16 protein-coding genes are annotated in these 14,254 nt (G+C 52.6%); 15 read left to right on the top strand and 1 reads right to left on the bottom strand.

Going from position 1 to position 14,254, the window contains the following annotated elements; all coding sequences use genetic code 11:
- Positions 1-75 precede the first annotated feature (75 nt).
- Together E6Q52_RS04335 and E6Q52_RS04330 are read left to right on the top strand one after the other, a co-directional pair.
- On the top strand, positions 76-1,011 hold the full coding sequence (locus E6Q52_RS04335) for a branched-chain amino acid transaminase (protein WP_292818943.1): 936 nt from the start codon (positions 76-78) through the stop codon (positions 1,009-1,011).
- A 35-nt stretch (positions 1,012-1,046) separates the two neighbouring features.
- On the top strand, positions 1,047-1,235 hold the full coding sequence (locus E6Q52_RS04330) for a zinc-finger domain-containing protein (RefSeq protein ID WP_292818940.1): 189 nt from the start codon (positions 1,047-1,049) through the stop codon (positions 1,233-1,235).
- An 868-nt stretch (positions 1,236-2,103) separates the two neighbouring features.
- On the opposite strand, the gene murI is transcribed toward E6Q52_RS04330, so the two are convergent.
- The gene (gene murI / locus E6Q52_RS04325) at positions 2,104-2,886 is read right to left on the bottom strand and encodes a glutamate racemase (protein ID WP_292818937.1); all 783 of its coding nucleotides are present in this window, start codon (positions 2,884-2,886) and stop codon (positions 2,104-2,106) included.
- Between the two features lie 62 nt (positions 2,887-2,948).
- Here murI and E6Q52_RS04320 point away from each other — a divergent pair, with 62 nt between their 5' ends.
- From E6Q52_RS04320 to E6Q52_RS04260, 13 genes are all read left to right on the top strand, one after another.
- Positions 2,949-3,500: a cob(I)yrinic acid a,c-diamide adenosyltransferase gene (locus E6Q52_RS04320; protein WP_292818935.1), complete on the top strand. Its 552-nt coding sequence runs from the start codon at positions 2,949-2,951 to the stop codon at positions 3,498-3,500.
- Positions 3,501-3,534: 34 nt separating this feature from the next.
- Positions 3,535-4,881 (top strand): polynucleotide adenylyltransferase PcnB, encoded by a 1,347-nt coding sequence (gene pcnB, locus E6Q52_RS04315; RefSeq protein WP_292818932.1) that lies wholly within the window; start codon positions 3,535-3,537, stop codon positions 4,879-4,881.
- Positions 4,881-5,366 carry a 2-amino-4-hydroxy-6-hydroxymethyldihydropteridine diphosphokinase gene (folK, locus tag E6Q52_RS04310; RefSeq protein ID WP_292818929.1) on the top strand — a complete coding sequence of 162 codons (486 nt, stop codon included), beginning with the start codon at positions 4,881-4,883 and terminating at the stop codon, positions 5,364-5,366. Before pcnB ends, folK begins: the two co-directional genes overlap by 1 nt.
- Positions 5,367-5,388: 22 nt before the next feature.
- A complete protein-coding gene (locus E6Q52_RS04305; RefSeq protein WP_292818926.1) occupies positions 5,389-6,027 on the top strand; it encodes a deoxynucleoside kinase in 639 nt (212 codons plus the stop codon).
- 184 nt (positions 6,028-6,211) lie between these two features.
- Positions 6,212-7,021 carry a 3-methyl-2-oxobutanoate hydroxymethyltransferase gene (gene panB, locus E6Q52_RS04300; RefSeq protein ID WP_292818923.1) on the top strand — a complete coding sequence of 270 codons (810 nt, stop codon included), beginning with the start codon at positions 6,212-6,214 and terminating at the stop codon, positions 7,019-7,021.
- Between the two features lie 833 nt (positions 7,022-7,854).
- Positions 7,855-8,556 (top strand): tRNA (adenosine(37)-N6)-threonylcarbamoyltransferase complex dimerization subunit type 1 TsaB, encoded by a 702-nt coding sequence (gene tsaB / locus E6Q52_RS04295; protein ID WP_292819029.1) that lies wholly within the window; start codon positions 7,855-7,857, stop codon positions 8,554-8,556.
- A gap of 5 nt (positions 8,557-8,561) precedes the next feature.
- The gene (rimI, locus tag E6Q52_RS04290; RefSeq protein WP_292818920.1) at positions 8,562-9,023 is read left to right on the top strand and encodes a ribosomal protein S18-alanine N-acetyltransferase; all 462 of its coding nucleotides are present in this window, start codon (positions 8,562-8,564) and stop codon (positions 9,021-9,023) included.
- Between the two features lie 13 nt (positions 9,024-9,036).
- Positions 9,037-9,696, top strand: coding sequence for a hypothetical protein (locus E6Q52_RS04285; RefSeq protein ID WP_292818917.1), 660 nt, complete (start codon positions 9,037-9,039; stop codon positions 9,694-9,696).
- A gap of 77 nt (positions 9,697-9,773) precedes the next feature.
- Positions 9,774-10,370 carry a LemA family protein gene (locus E6Q52_RS04280; protein WP_292818914.1) on the top strand — a complete coding sequence of 199 codons (597 nt, stop codon included), beginning with the start codon at positions 9,774-9,776 and terminating at the stop codon, positions 10,368-10,370.
- 9 nt (positions 10,371-10,379) lie between these two features.
- Positions 10,380-11,249, top strand: a complete 870-nt coding sequence (locus E6Q52_RS04275; RefSeq protein ID WP_292818911.1) for a YgcG family protein — start codon at positions 10,380-10,382, stop codon at positions 11,247-11,249.
- A gap of 17 nt (positions 11,250-11,266) precedes the next feature.
- Positions 11,267-11,776 (top strand): TPM domain-containing protein, encoded by a 510-nt coding sequence (locus E6Q52_RS04270; RefSeq protein ID WP_292818909.1) that lies wholly within the window; start codon positions 11,267-11,269, stop codon positions 11,774-11,776.
- Entirely contained in the window at positions 11,745-12,416 is a 672-nt protein-coding gene (locus tag E6Q52_RS04265; RefSeq protein ID WP_292818907.1) for a hypothetical protein, read from the top strand. Before E6Q52_RS04270 ends, E6Q52_RS04265 begins: the two co-directional genes overlap by 32 nt.
- Positions 12,417-12,484: 68 nt before the next feature.
- Positions 12,485-14,191, top strand: a complete 1,707-nt coding sequence (locus E6Q52_RS04260) for a proline--tRNA ligase (protein WP_292818905.1) — start codon at positions 12,485-12,487, stop codon at positions 14,189-14,191.
- The last annotated feature ends 63 nt before the right edge of the window (positions 14,192-14,254 follow it).

The following is a 14,254-nucleotide window of genomic DNA, read 5'->3' as shown; positions in this document are numbered from 1 at the left end:
CTAGCATAGGCGAAAAGTCGCAAGATTAGTTTACAATATTGGTTTTGATGATTGACGGATTAAAGGCGAGTTTAAATGGCAATACCGAGTTCGATGGCAGACCGTGACGGCGTTATCTGGTACGACGGCAAAATGGTCAACTGGCGTGACGCCACCACCCATGTATTAACTCATACCCTGCATTACGGCATGGGCGTATTTGAAGGGGTGCGTGCCTACAAAACTGATAAAGGCACCGCGATTTTCCGCCTGAAAGAGCATACCGACCGCTTGTTTCGGAGCGCACACATCCTCGGCATGAAAATGCCGTTTGATAAAGAGACCATCTCCGAGGCGCAAAAAGCCGCCGTGCGTGAAAACAATCTCGACTCTGCTTACCTGCGCCCAATGGCGTTTTACGGAGCAGAAGCCATGGGCATTTCTGCTAAAACCTTGTCCACCCACGTCATTGTGGCTGCCTGGAGCTGGGGCGCTTACATGGGTGAAGAGGCGATTACCAAAGGTATCCGCGTCAAAACGTCCTCATTTGCGCGTCACCATGTCAACATCACCATGTGTAAAGCCAAAGCTAACGGCAACTACATGAACAGCATCCTTGCGCACCAGGAAGCCGCACAAGACGGTTACCAGGAAGCGCTGTTGCTGGATGTAGACGGTTTCGTGGCTGAAGGTTCCGGTGAAAACATTTTTATCATCCGTAACGGCAAATTGTATACGCCAGACCTGACCTCAGCGCTGGAAGGCATCACCCGCGACACCATTATCCATCTGGCAAAAGTAGAGCTGGGCCTGGAAGTGATCGAAAAACGCATCACCCGTGATGAAGTGTATAGCGCCGACGAAGCGTTTTTCACCGGCACTGCGGCTGAAGTGACGCCTATCCGTGAACTGGATAACCGCGCGATTGGTGAAGGCACACGTGGCCCGATCACAGAAAAACTGCAAACCATGTACTTTGATGTCGTTAAAGGCAAAAATCCTAAGTACGCACATTGGTTGACATTGGTTTAATTGATTGGCAACTGCTAATTTGCTGGAGAATTTGAATGTCTGATGTCAAAGAGTTTGAAGTAGACGGCAAAGACCTGCCATTGCACTGCCCGACCAAAGAAGTCGCTTTATGGGCATCGCATCCACGCGTGTTTCTGGATGTGGCAAAAACGGGTGAGGTTTTATGTCCGTATTGCGGGACTAAATATAAGTTAAAGCCCGGCACGCATGTGCATCATCATTAAGTAGAAAAACCCACGCAATGCGTGGGTTTTTTGTTGGTGGATTTGAGATGCGTGGGTTTGGATGGCTTGAGAAAGTCATTCTTTCATCATTCTACTTTGTGTAATTCAACCTATTGTCGTCATTCAGGCGTTGGTTGGAATCCATGTGTGGTGAGATTGCGATAAAAGGTTGTTCTTTGATTGGTCGGTGTAGGGTGGGCATGGATGCCCACGGGTTTGTGGTTGTTTGTAATGATTCTTTTCGCTTTTACAGCGAGTGACTTTTCTTTGCTTGCCCAAAGAATAAGTAACCAAAAGAAATGCACCCCAGCTTCCGCTTATTTCCTGCGTTGCTCGCCAAAGTGGGCGCCCATCGAAACTCGCCCTGACAAGCCACACAGAACGTGGCTTGTTGCGGAGCTCGAACAGCCGATGGCCGAAAGCCCCCACTTCGCCTGCGCTACTCGGCGCGTCAGATGGGGACCCCGAACACCTACTGAGCGCAACGATTGGTCACTTTAAGGAATGAATCTGGTTTTTGAACCTTCCAAACTTCCACGCTGTAAGTTAAATGAGAAGAATCCCATCCCATCACGCTGAGTAGCGGAGACAAAATAAGAGTAGAGGGAGCGACTGTCTGAGCTCCGCGGCAGCTTGTGTTTTGTGCAAGCTGCTAGGGCGAGTTTCGTGACCGGCTTATTTTGTTGAGCAACGCAAGGGAGCCGTCAGGCCGTGATGGCTGGGTGCCCTCCTCTTTGGTTACTTTCTGAGGGGCAAGCATCAGAAAGTGACTCGCCAAGAGGCGAAAGACAATGTTACGGAAGTTCGCCACAGCTGTAAAACTCCTAGGAATTATTTTTATAACGATTCCATCGTCGCACAGAAAAGTCTAGGCAGTCAGCCTCCAAAGCTGTTCCATGACGATCTCAGTCTCTTTCGTCCCGCTTGTCAAAAACACATAATCCCCAGCTTCCGTTGCTGCATTGAGCATGTGCTGTTGCTCCAGCACTTGCTGCAAGCGCTTCGCCACTGCCGCGCCAGTATCGATTAAAGTGACATTTGGCCCTGTGATGTCTTGAATGTGTTTACGCACAAACGGGTAGTGCGTACAGCCTAGCACAATGGTGTCTGCGCCTGCGGCGATGAGTGGTTGGCAATATTGTTGCAATAACGCGAGCGTGTGCGGGGTTTCTAGCTGACCTTGTTCTATGCATTCGACTAGCCCTACGCAGGCTTGGGTGATGACTTGTACATTTTGGCCGTAATGCTCTAGCAAGGCGGCAAATTGTGCGCTTTGCAGGGTGCCTGTGGTGGCAAGTACGCCGATGATGCCGTTTTTGCTGGCGGCAGCCGCGGGCTTGACGGCGGGCTCCATGCCGATAATCGGCAGGGTGTAGTGTTGGCGCATGGCGCCGATGGCTGCAGCGGTGGCGGTGTTGCAGGCGACGACCAAGGCTTTGGCGCCTTGGGCAATGAGGGTGTCGGCGATGATGGCGCAGCGTTGCTGGATTTCTGTGGCGGTTTTGTTGCCGTAAGGGGCGTGCGCACTATCAGCAAAGTAGATGAAATGCTCGTGTGGAAGCTGGCGTGTGAGGTGCTTGAGCACGCTGAGGCCACCGACCCCGGAATCCATCACGCCGATGGGGGCATTGACTGCAATCGCTGAGCACATCGAAATGGCACGGTATGATTTATAATGGCTGGATTATATCGGATTTTAGACAGGTGTCAGGCATGGCCAACCGGCTGAGTAAGATTTATACACGTACGGGTGATAGTGGCACGACCGGGCTGGGCGATGGCTCGCGCGTGGCAAAATCTGACTTGCGGGTGGAAGCCATGGGCGATGTCGATGAGCTGAATGCGGTGCTCGGCATGTTGCTGGTCGAGGATGTTGCCGAGGATGTGCGTGACAGTGTGCTGGCGATTCAGCATGACTTGTTCGACCTTGGCGGCGAGTTGTGCATGCCCGGGCACGCTTTTTTACAGGCAGGGCGAGTGACGTTTCTGGAGTTGACGCTGGATGCCTGGAATGAGGAGCTGAGTCCGTTAAAAGAGTTTATTTTACCGGGTGGCAGTCGCGCCGCTGCAGTGTGTCATTTGGCGCGTACGGTGTGTCGGCGTGCCGAGCGTGTCTTGCATGCGTTACAGGCGCAGTCGCCGGTGACGCCGGTGGCTTTACAATATCTGAATCGCCTGTCTGATTTACTCTTTGTGCTCTGTCGTACCCTGAACCGGCATGCAGGTGTGCCGGATGTATTGTGGAATAACCAACATAAACTGTAGCGCGGCCAACGCTGGCGCTCGAAATGCAAAAATAATGATTAAACAATTACTGCAAAAAATATTTCGCCGTCGTGCGAAAGCGAATACCCATACCCAACTGCCTGCGGCGCAAATCATCCAAGTGGGCAAACACAAAATCAACCAGAAGCATATTAGCCAGGCCGCACTCAAAACCTGCGACCAACTGCAAAAGGCCGGTTTTCAGGCCTATATTGTCGGTGGCGCGGTACGCGATTTGCTGCTCAATCATCCGCCCAAGGATTTTGACGTAGCGACCAATGCCACGCCTGAGCAGGTGCACAAGGTGTTTAGACGTTCGCGCATTATTGGCCGTCGCTTTCGCCTGGTGCATGTGTTGTGGGGGCACGAGACGATAGAAGTGTCGACTTTCCGTGGCCATCATTTAAGTGAGGGTGACTCTGAAACCAACGACAGTGGCCGCATTATTCGCGATAACGTGTTTGGCTCAATTGAAGAAGATTCTGTGCGCCGTGATTTCACTGCCAATGCGCTGTATTACGACCCCAAGCGTCAGGAAGTGCTGGATTTTCATCACGGTGTTGCCGATGTGCGCGCCAAAACCTTACGCATGATTGGTGACCCGGTGACGCGTTATCAAGAAGACCCGGTGCGTATGTTGCGCGCGGTGCGCCTGTCTGCCAAATTGGGCTTGAAGCTGGAGCGGGAGACCGAGGCGCCGATACGCAAACTGGCGGACTTGCTCGAAGATGTGCCGCCTAGCCGCTTGTTTGATGAAATGCTCAAGCTGTTCTTGTCCGGCCATGCGATTGAGAGCATCAATGCCTTGCGCGCCCAGCAGTTGCACCATGGTTTGTTGCCTTTGCTCGATGTTGTGCTCAAGCAGCCAATGGGTGAAAAATTTGTCATGCTGGCGCTGAAAAATACCGATGAGCGTATTTTGTCCGGCAAGTCTTCCAACCCTAGTTTCTTGTTTGCCACCTTGCTGTGGCATGAGGTGCTGCAAGCTTGGCAAGAAAAGCAAAAGCGTGGCGAGCACATCATTCCGGCCTTGCATGAGGCGATGAACGAGGTGATTGACAAGCAGGCCGAAAAAATGGCGATTCATAACCGCTATACGGCGACCATGAAAGAAATCTGGGTGATGCAGCCACGCTTCGAACAGCGTTCTGGCAAGCGTCCTTATGCCTTGCTGACTAATCCTAAATACCGTGCTGGCTATGACTTTTTGCTGTTACGCTGCGCCTCGGGGGAATTGCCACAAGAAGTGGGCGATTGGTGGACACGCTTTGCCGATGCGGGCACCGAAGAGCGTACCGCCATGTTGCTGCCAGAAAGTGGGCCGAAAAAACGTCGCCGCAAACCGCGCAAGAAAAAGCCTGCGGGTGGAGAATCGGCTTAATGGCGATCGCCCTGATTGCGTTGGGTAGCAATTTGCAGCAGCCGCAGACACAGGTCAGCAACGCGATAGCTACCCTGGCCAATACGCCCGGTTTAATGTTAATCAAAGCATCCAGCCTGTATGCGACTGCGCCGGTTGGTTACGATAATCAGCCCGACTTTATCAATGCCGTGGTGCAGGTAGCGACCGAGATACCGGCGCCGCAATTGATGCAGTTATTGCTGGAGATTGAACAGACCTTTGGCCGCGAGCGCCCGTTTCCTAACGCGCCACGTATCCTGGACCTCGACTTGCTAGATTATGACGGCATGCAACTGGACACCGAACTGCTCAAATTACCGCATCCACGCATGCATGAACGCGGCTTTGTCATTTTGCCGCTGGCTGAAATTGTGCCTGACTTTATACTGCCACAAGGACAGACTGTTGTAGAATGGACAACAGAACACCCGCACGATGACGTGCGCAAACTGAATTCGAATTAAATCCGCTGAACGAGCAACCATCATGTTTACCCGTTTTCCTTATGTTGTGATTGAAGGGCCGATCGGTAGTGGTAAAACCACATTGGCGCGCATGCTGGCCGACAAGTTTGCAGTCGAATTGCTATCTGAAAAAGCCGAAGCCAATCCGTTTTTGACCCGCTTTTACCAGGATGCGCAGCGTTACGCCCTGCCAACACAGTTATTCTTTTTGTTCCAGCGTTCGCGTCAGATTGAAGACATGGCCCAGCGTGATATGTTTGGCCAGCCCACCGTGTCCGATTTCTTTCTCGAGAAAGATCCACTGTTTGCGCGCCTGAATCTGGATGAAGAAGAGTATTCGCTCTATCACCAGATCTACCACCATTTGCAGCTCAAAGCGCCAAAACCAGATTTGGTGGTGTATTTGCAAACGCCGGTCGATGCGCTGATGGACCGCATTGAAGAGCGCAATATCAGCTATGAGCAGGACATGCCGCGTGAGTATATTGCGCGCCTGGCCGAGGCCTACAGTGAGTTTTTTCATGGCTATGATGCCTCGCCGCTGCTGATTGTAAACAACGAAAAGCTCAATATTATTAAAGACCCGGAAGCGTTTAATCTGCTGATCGAGCGTATTAGCCAGATAAAGAGTAGCCGCGAGTACTTTAACCCCAACTTCTGATTAAAATGCATCTACGGGCAAACTCCTGCGTTGCGCGCTTTTTTAGTTTCGGCGTAACCTTAAGGTTAGCCTACACTGAAACTGCGTTTTCGAAATCCTCATGTACTGCTGTACATGGCGGTTTCTGCGTTCCGCGCGTCTTGGTTTTTATCCCGTATATGTATTTTAAAATTCTCAGTCTAATATGCTAAACGCTCTATTATCACGCGCAAGCGTGGGCGAAAAAATCGCCATGCTCACCTGCTATGACGCCACCTTTGCCAAGCTGTTGGCGCTGGCAGGCGTCGATGTGCTGCTGGTGGGTGATTCGCTGGGCATGGTCATACAAGGTGACACGACAACGTTGGGCGTCACCATGCAGGATATGCTCTATCACACGCGTATCGTTGCTAACGGTGCACCGCATACCGTGATTATGAGCGACATGCCTGCAGGCAGTTATGAGCACGACAAAGCTACTGCGTTGGCCAATGCACAGGCATTAATAGACGCTGGTGCACACATTGTGAAAATTGAAGGCGGCGGCGAGATGGTCGCTACAGCACAATACCTGGTTGAACACGGCGTGCCAGTCTGTGCACATTTGGGCTTTACGCCGCAGTCGGTTGAAAAGCTCGGTGGTTATAAAATCCAGGGTAAAACTGAAGCGGCTGCCCACGCCATGCTGGCCGACGCGCAAGCCATGGCGCACGCAGGCGTGAGTATGGTGCTGTTTGAAATGGTGCCTGCAGCGCTGGCTGAACAGATTACGCGGGCGATCAATGTGCCAACCATCGGCATAGGGGCTGGGGCGGGTTGTAGTGGCCAGGTGCTGGTGCTACAAGATTTGTTGGGGATTTATAGCGGCCCCGCAGATAAAGCGCCGCAAGACTACAAAGCACCCAGATTTGCGCAAAATTTTTTGCAGCAGGCGGGGAGTGTGCAGCAGGCGGTGGAGGATTATGTCAGGGCAGTGAAGGACGGGCGTTTTCCAGAGGCTAAGCATAGCTATTAGTGGTCGGCGCTGTGATGCTGGGGCGCTTTAGAAAGTCATTCTTTCATTTATCTACTTCGTAGATTAATCTCATTCTCGACATTCTAGTGTAGGCGGGGGGCATTGATGCCCACGGGTTTGCCGTTGTTTTTGATGTTTCTTTTCGCTATTTCAGCGAGTTACTTTTCTTTGCTTGCCCAAAGAACAAGTAACCAAAAGAAATGCACCCCAGCTTCCGCTTGTATCCTGCGTTGCTCGTCAAAATAAGCGGTCACGAAACTCATCCTAGCGGCCTGCACAAAACGCAGCCCACCGCGGGATTCGAACAGTCGCTCCCTTCCTCCTTATTTTGCCTGCGGTACTCGGCGCGTCAGATGGGGACCCCGAACACCATGCGACTGCCACCGCTCCCAAATTAAACAAACAAGAAAAAAGAATCGGGTTTTTGAATCGTCCAAATCCCGAGGAGGTTCGTTTGGCGAGAATCATCCTATCCCATTTCATCCCATCCCGCTGAGTAGCGGAGACAAAATAAGAGTAGAGGAGGCGACTGTTTGAGTTGCGCGGCAGCTTGCGTTTTATGCAAGCTGCTAGGGCGAGTTTCGTGGCTGATTATTCTGTTGATGACTAAGGCTGTGCCTCAGTCAAAGAGTAACCTTACTCACGCATCAGGCAACAAAAAAGGCGTTGCCCGATTGGTTATTTTAAGTGAGTGGCAATTAAATCTAATAATTGAGATGAATGATTGCTTTTACTAAAATGATAATGAGAGGTGGGTAAGGTTACGCGATCGTAAGTAATCGCTGCATGACGGGCCGTCCTTATGGCAAAATAGCGGCTTGGCGCCCTCTATGATGAATGTACTCGCTCTCGAATCCTCCACTGAAACCTTGTCACTTGCCTTGCAAACCAAGGCAGGGCTACGCACGTTTGATGAAGTCACCGGCCCGGCGGCGTCGCAGCGTATCTTGCCGGAGATTCAGCGCTTGCTGACTGAGGCTGGCATCAAGCTCTCGGCGCTGGATGGGATTGTTTACGGCACCGGCCCTGGTGCTTTTACTGGTGTGCGGGTTGCTGTGGGTGTGGCGCAAGGCTTGGCATTTGGTGCTGATTTGCCCGTGGTGGGGATTAGCTCGGTGCTGGCGGTGGCCGAAACGGCCTGGCAAACCGCAGGGGCTGACAAAGTGCTGGTGTGCCTGGATGCACGAATGGGTGAGGTGTATCACGCGGCCTTTATAAGGCATGGTGATGGCTGGGCCGAGGTATCGCCACCTGTGGTCTGCAAGCCGCAAGAGGTGCCTGCCGTTGCAGGCGATGGCTGGCTGGGTGCATGCTCTGGATGGCGTGTGTTTGAGCAGGTTTTGTCAGAAAAATATCGTGGTCAGCTGGCAGGTATCCGCCCGGAGTTGATGCCTACAGCCACTGCGATGCTGACGTTGGCGCTGCCACAGTTTGCAGCGGGCCAGGCGCACGCTGCGCATGAAGCAGCGCCCTTATATGTGCGTAACCGTGTCGCGTTGACGGCGGCTGAGCGTGCGCAAGGGCAAACGCTGTAAGTGATATGAGCGCCTTGCCCCAACATCAGGTAACGTTCAGGCCAATGACCTATGACGATCTGGCTGCGATCAGCCGCATCGAGCCGACGATTTATAGCCACCCGTGGACATTGGGCAATTTTAACGATTCACTCAATGCGGGGCATAGTGCCTGGGTGATGGAGATTGCCGGAGAGCTGGTGGGGTACGCCTTGGTGATGATGGTACTGGATGAAGCGCACCTGTTGAACCTGAGTGTGGCCAAGCCGTTTCAGGGGCAGGGCCTTGGGCGCACCTTGCTGGCGCAGATGGTCGATGTTTCGCAGCGCCATCAAGCCGCCAATATGTTTCTTGAAGTCCGCGTCAGCAATACGAAGGCGATTGCCTTGTATGAGTCTATGGGCTTTTGTGAGATGGGTGTACGCCGCAATTATTACCCGACCAAGACTGGCCGCGAGGATGCGGTATTGATGGGGTTGGCATTATGAACAGGAGTGCCTGGTGAGTTTAGGTCGTGAAGACATCTTGCGCGAATTGGAGTTGCTGCCCGTGTGGCGGGTGCGGTCGCCAGCGCCTGCTAGTCTGTCGCCAGTGACGATTACGGCGCCGGTGTCTGTGGTAGAGGCTGAGGTTGAGGTTGTCATTGAGGCTACCACGGCCATTGTTGAGCCTGTGGTCGAAACGGTGTCAGAACCGATGGAGATGGCAGCGCCGATCGTAATGACGCAGCAAACGCCATCAGAGGTGCTGCCAGAATTTGAAGCTGATTCGCCTGCGGTTGCAGTCGAGCCGCTGGTGCAAACACCGTGGCTGCTTTATTGCCCCCAAGCCGATGATGCGCAGAGCCAGCAGTTACTGCAAAACATGATGCGCGCGTTGCAATTACCGCTTGAGGAAGTATCGCTGTATCAACAGCCATTGCAGCTGACGCAAGTAAACACTCGCTTTTGCGTATTGTTTGGTCTGGCACAGGCAAATCAATTTTTAGCGACTGAATATGCGCAAATGGCCGCTGTTCGCGGCCAGATTCTCCCGTATGGCGACATGATGGTCGTCATTACCCATCATCCACAGGCGATGCTCGAAAACCCATTATTAAAGCGCGAAGTCTGGCAAGACTTGTGTTTGTTACTGGCGAAAAATACCGACGTGGCAACTTGAATACGCGTCCGTTCGCCCGCATCTATTGCCTGAATAAAGTAGTATTTGAATTTAATGTTTTTTGACTGGAGTCTGACATGCGTCGATTATTAAATATGCTTTTACTGGTAGCTACCCTGAGCCTTTCTGGCTGTGGTTACAACCAGTTTCAAAGCCTGGATGAAGAAACCAAGGCCAACTGGTCTGAAGTACTTAACCAGTATCAGCGCCGTGCAGATTTGGTGCCTAACCTGGTCTCTACCGTGAAAGGCTATGCCAGCCACGAAGAAAAAGTACTAACTGAAGTGACAGCGGCGCGTGCCAAAGTGGGCAGCATGCAGGTGACGCCTGAGTTGCTCAATGACCCGGATGCCTTTGCTAAATTTCAGGCAGCGCAAGGCCAACTCACCAGCGCGTTGTCACGCTTGATGGTGGTGTCTGAAAACTATCCTAACCTGAAAGCCGATGCCAGCTTCCGTGATTTGCAGGCGCAGCTTGAAGGCACTGAAAACCGTGTGACGGTGGCACGTAACCGCTATATTGAGTCGGTCAAACAATACAATGTGGCCGTGCGTAGTTTCCCGAACAATTTAACTGCCATGATGTTTGGTTATCAGCCCAAACCTTCATTCTCGGTTGAAAACGAAAAAGCGATTTCTACTGCGCCTAAAGTCGATTTTGGTGATAGCAAGTAATTGCTAACTATGGCTGTTCGCTGGAAATCTTTATTGCTTGCCGGGTGCTTGCTGTTTGGCATTGCATCCAGCCAGGCAGCCGATGGTCTGGTCGATATTCCGCCACTGCAAACTGCGGTGACGGATTTGACGCAGACCTTGTCTGCTGAAGAGCAAACCGCACTTAACCAAAAGCTGAGCCAGTTTTCGCAGCAGGCTGGCTCGCAAGTGGCGGTGCTGTTATTGCCTAGCACGCAGCCAGAAGACATTGCACAGTTTGGTATCCGTTTAGCCGACGTCTGGAAAATCGGCCGCGCTAAAGAAGATGACGGCGTGATTATTATCGTCGCCAAAAACGACAGAAAAATGCGTATTGAGGTCGGTTACGGCCTCGAAGGCGCGATCCCCGATGCGATTGCCAAACGGATTATCAGCGAGCAGATCGCGCCTGCTTTCAAGCAAGGACAGTTTTACCAGGGCCTCAACCTGGCGACAGATTCCCTGATTAAACTGATTCAAGGCGAGCAGTTACCAGCCCCCACTAAGCAGGCGCGTCAGGCACATGCTGACGACTGGATGAGCATGCTACCTATTTTAATGTTTGCGGCGATTATCGGCGGCGCGATCTTTAAGGGCATGCTGGGCGATCTTCCGGGGAGTCTGGTCACCGGCGGATTGCTGGGCGGCCTAGCTGGCTGGCTGGGCGCGACAGCATTGATCATGGGTCTGATTGGCCTGGCGGCCTTTGTGTTTACACTGGCCATGGGCGGGCGTGGCGGTGGATCGTATGGGGCTTATCCTGGCGGCTTTGGTGGTTACTCAGGCGGTAGCCGTGGTCCGGACATTTTTAGTGGCGGCGGTGGTGGTTTTGGTGGTGGCGGTGCTTCTGGTGACTGGTAAAAAGGCTTAAACATCGTATGAAACCTGTGCATCCTGTCAAACGCTGGTTCAAACATGCCTGGAGTCATCCACGGCATGTCAAAGCCTTGTTTCCTCAACATTCACTCAAGCAAATCGAACTCACCATCGCGCAGAGCGAACGCCATCATGCCGGTGAGATCCGTGTGGTAATCGAGTCAGGCTTGCCCACCTATGCTATCCTGCGCGGATTGACGCCAAGGCAGCGTGCGATCCATTTATTCGGCCATTTCAATATCTGGGATACCGAACACAACAATGGCGTGCTGATTTATTTGCTGCTGGCTGACCATGATGTTGAAATCGTGGCCGACCGTGGCATACACCGACACGTGGGAGACGCTGGCTGGCAGCAGATCTGCCAGCAAATGGAAGGGATGTTCAGAAGTGAGCAGTTTGAAGCAGGTGTGGTATACGGCATACAAGCGATTGGCGAACAACTGGCTGCGCACTTTCCGCCAGAAGCCGTACCTCGTAATGAACTTTCCAATCGCGTCCTCATTCTCTAGCGCTTGCATACTCAGCTTGTACGCGTGCCTGTTCGTGGGCACGCCAGCACACGCTGACCTGAATGATATCTATCGTATTTACCACACCAAGCCTGCGCTGGCTGCCTTTGAGATTTGCCAGGGAGGTGGCTGTGTACAGTCCGATATCCTGCAACTGACTGAGGCCGAGTGGGACAATGTGGTGCGGATATTTTCGCCGCTGCCAGCCAATGCAGAAGCCGAGCGTGAGGCGATTTCAAAGGCCATCGGTGCGCTCGAAGATATGGTTGGCACCAAAATCGGTACTGCTGCTGACCGCGCTGGCACCTTCAACAATAGCGACTACCTGCATCAGCAAGACTGCAACGACGAAGCCATCAATAGCACCACCTATATGCGCCTGATGCAACAAGCCGGTTTGATCCGTTTTCACGAAATTCTGGATACCCGTACCCGCAAATTCTTTTTTACAGGCTGGCCACACAGTACGGCTGCCATCCGCGAACAAGCCACCAAGGCTGAATACGCCGTTGATAGCTGGTTTTACGATAACGGCTTACCCGCCACAGTCTTACCCATGGCGACATGGAAAGAGGGCTATATCCCGACCGATAGCCCTATCCTGCTACGTCCACAGCAAAAAGAACCCGCCACAGACTAGGCGCGAGTGACGCCGCCCGCGAATAAGGCTAAAATCGCGCTTTCAGATTTTAATTAAAAGTTATTCTTATGCGCGCCTCACAATTTTTCATTGCTACCCAAAAAGAAGCCCCTTCAGACGCTGAGTTGATCAGCCACAAACTGATGGTGCGTGCCGGGCTGATTAAAAAGCTGGGCAGTGGTTTGTATAGCTGGATGCCGTTGGGTTTGCGTGTGTTGCGCAAGGTTGAAAACATTGTGCGCGACGAAATGAACAAAGCAGGTGCGCTGGAATTGCTGATGCCTGCGGTGCAGCCAAAAGAGCTGTGGGAAGAGACTGGCCGCTGGGCGGTGTTTGGCCCACAAATGCTCAAGATTCAAGACCGTCACGAGCGTGATTTCTGTTTTGGCCCCACGCATGAAGAAGTGATTACTGACATCGCACGCAAAGAAATCAGCAGTTACAAACAATTGCCACTCAATTTTTACCAGATTCAGACCAAGTTCCGTGACGAGATTCGCCCGCGTTTTGGCGTGATGCGTGCGCGTGAGTTTTTGATGAAAGATGCGTACTCTTTTCATACCAGTGCCGATTGTCTGGTGAATACCTACAACACCATGCACACGGCTTACAGCAATGTGTTTACGCGTTTGGGTTTGAAGTTTCGCGCAGTGAAGGCTGACTCTGGCGCGATTGGTGGCGATGGCTCGCAAGAGTTTCACGTGCTGGCAGACAGCGGTGAAGACGCACTGGCTTATTGCGAGCAGTCTGATTACGCGGCCAACGTTGAGCTGGCCGAAGCAGTTGCTACGGGTAGCCGTGCGGCAGCGACTGAAACGATGCGCGAAGTGGATACGCCCAAGCAAACCACCTGTGAAGACGTCGCCAAGTTGCTGGAGGTGCCTGTCAGCAAGACCGTAAAATCCGTCGCACTGATGGTGGATGATGTGTTTACGCTGGCCTTGTTGCGTGGCGACCATCAACTCAATGAAGTGAAGTTTGGCAAGGTCGATGGCGTCACTGAGTTCCGCCTGGCGACCGAAGAAGAAATTCGCGCTAACTTGAGCTGCCCACCTGGCTTTATTGGCCCGGTTGGCGTCAACGCTAACGTGCGCGTGGTGGCAGATAGAACCGTTGCCCTCATGAGTGATTTTGTTTGTGGCGCCAATAAGCCTAAGTTTCACCTGGCAGGGGTCAATTTTGGCCGCGATTTGCCAGAGCCAGCCGTGGTGGCCGATATCCGCAATGTGGTGACTGGCGATGCTAGCCCGGACGGCAAAGGCACCTTGAATTTATGCCGCGGCATTGAAGTGGGTCATATTTTCCAATTGCGTACCAAATACTCCGAGGCCATGCAGGCGACTTACCTGGACGAAAATGGTCAGACGCAAGTGATGGAAATGGGCTGTTATGGCATAGGCGTGTCACGGATTGTCGGCGCGGCCATTGAGCAGGGCAATGACGAAAAAGGCATTGTGTTCCCACTAAGCATGGCGCCATTTGCCGTGGTGATTTGCCCGATTGGCCTCGATAAGAGTGAGGCTGTGAAGCAGGCGGCGTTTGATCTCTACGCCCAGTTGCAGCAGGCAGGCGTTGATGTGTTGCTGGATGACCGTGGCGAACGCCCGGGTGTGATGTTTGCTGAAAGCGACCTCATGGGTATTCCACACCGTGTAGTGATTGGCGACCGTGGCTTGGCTGAGGGTAAAGTGGAATACAAAGGCCGCACCGATGCGGAGGCACAAAACTTGCAAGTGACTGAATGTGTGGCGTTTTTGCGTGACAAACTTGTGTAAACTCGAAATAAGTGCGCGAGCGGGATAAGGTGCAAAGCGCCCGGAACGCAAGCGCCGAGACAG

The sequence above is a fragment of the Methylophilus sp. genome, assembly GCF_008015755.1.
Classification (GTDB): domain Bacteria; phylum Pseudomonadota; class Gammaproteobacteria; order Burkholderiales; family Methylophilaceae; genus Methylophilus.
This window is presented reverse-complemented; position numbering and strand designations above follow the sequence as displayed.

Coding starts and splice junctions, on each gene's coding strand:
- E6Q52_RS04320 (WP_292818935.1), top strand. CDS start 2,949: ATGGCCAACCGGCTGAGTAAGATTTATACACGTACGGGTGATAGTGGC.
- panB (WP_292818923.1), top strand. CDS start 6,212: ATGCTAAACGCTCTATTATCACGCGCAAGCGTGGGCGAAAAAATCGCC.
- pcnB (WP_292818932.1), top strand. CDS start 3,535: ATGATTAAACAATTACTGCAAAAAATATTTCGCCGTCGTGCGAAAGCG.
- E6Q52_RS04330 (WP_292818940.1), top strand. CDS start 1,047: ATGTCTGATGTCAAAGAGTTTGAAGTAGACGGCAAAGACCTGCCATTG.
- E6Q52_RS04270 (WP_292818909.1), top strand. CDS start 11,267: ATGAAACCTGTGCATCCTGTCAAACGCTGGTTCAAACATGCCTGGAGT.
- murI (WP_292818937.1), bottom strand. CDS start 2,886: ATGTGCTCAGCGATTGCAGTCAATGCCCCCATCGGCGTGATGGATTCC.
- E6Q52_RS04265 (WP_292818907.1), top strand. CDS start 11,745: ATGAACTTTCCAATCGCGTCCTCATTCTCTAGCGCTTGCATACTCAGC.
- E6Q52_RS04280 (WP_292818914.1), top strand. CDS start 9,774: ATGCGTCGATTATTAAATATGCTTTTACTGGTAGCTACCCTGAGCCTT.
- E6Q52_RS04275 (WP_292818911.1), top strand. CDS start 10,380: ATGGCTGTTCGCTGGAAATCTTTATTGCTTGCCGGGTGCTTGCTGTTT.
- E6Q52_RS04305 (WP_292818926.1), top strand. CDS start 5,389: ATGTTTACCCGTTTTCCTTATGTTGTGATTGAAGGGCCGATCGGTAGT.
- E6Q52_RS04260 (WP_292818905.1), top strand. CDS start 12,485: ATGCGCGCCTCACAATTTTTCATTGCTACCCAAAAAGAAGCCCCTTCA.
- rimI (WP_292818920.1), top strand. CDS start 8,562: ATGAGCGCCTTGCCCCAACATCAGGTAACGTTCAGGCCAATGACCTAT.
- folK (WP_292818929.1), top strand. CDS start 4,881: ATGGCGATCGCCCTGATTGCGTTGGGTAGCAATTTGCAGCAGCCGCAG.
- tsaB (WP_292819029.1), top strand. CDS start 7,855: ATGAATGTACTCGCTCTCGAATCCTCCACTGAAACCTTGTCACTTGCC.
- E6Q52_RS04335 (WP_292818943.1), top strand. CDS start 76: ATGGCAATACCGAGTTCGATGGCAGACCGTGACGGCGTTATCTGGTAC.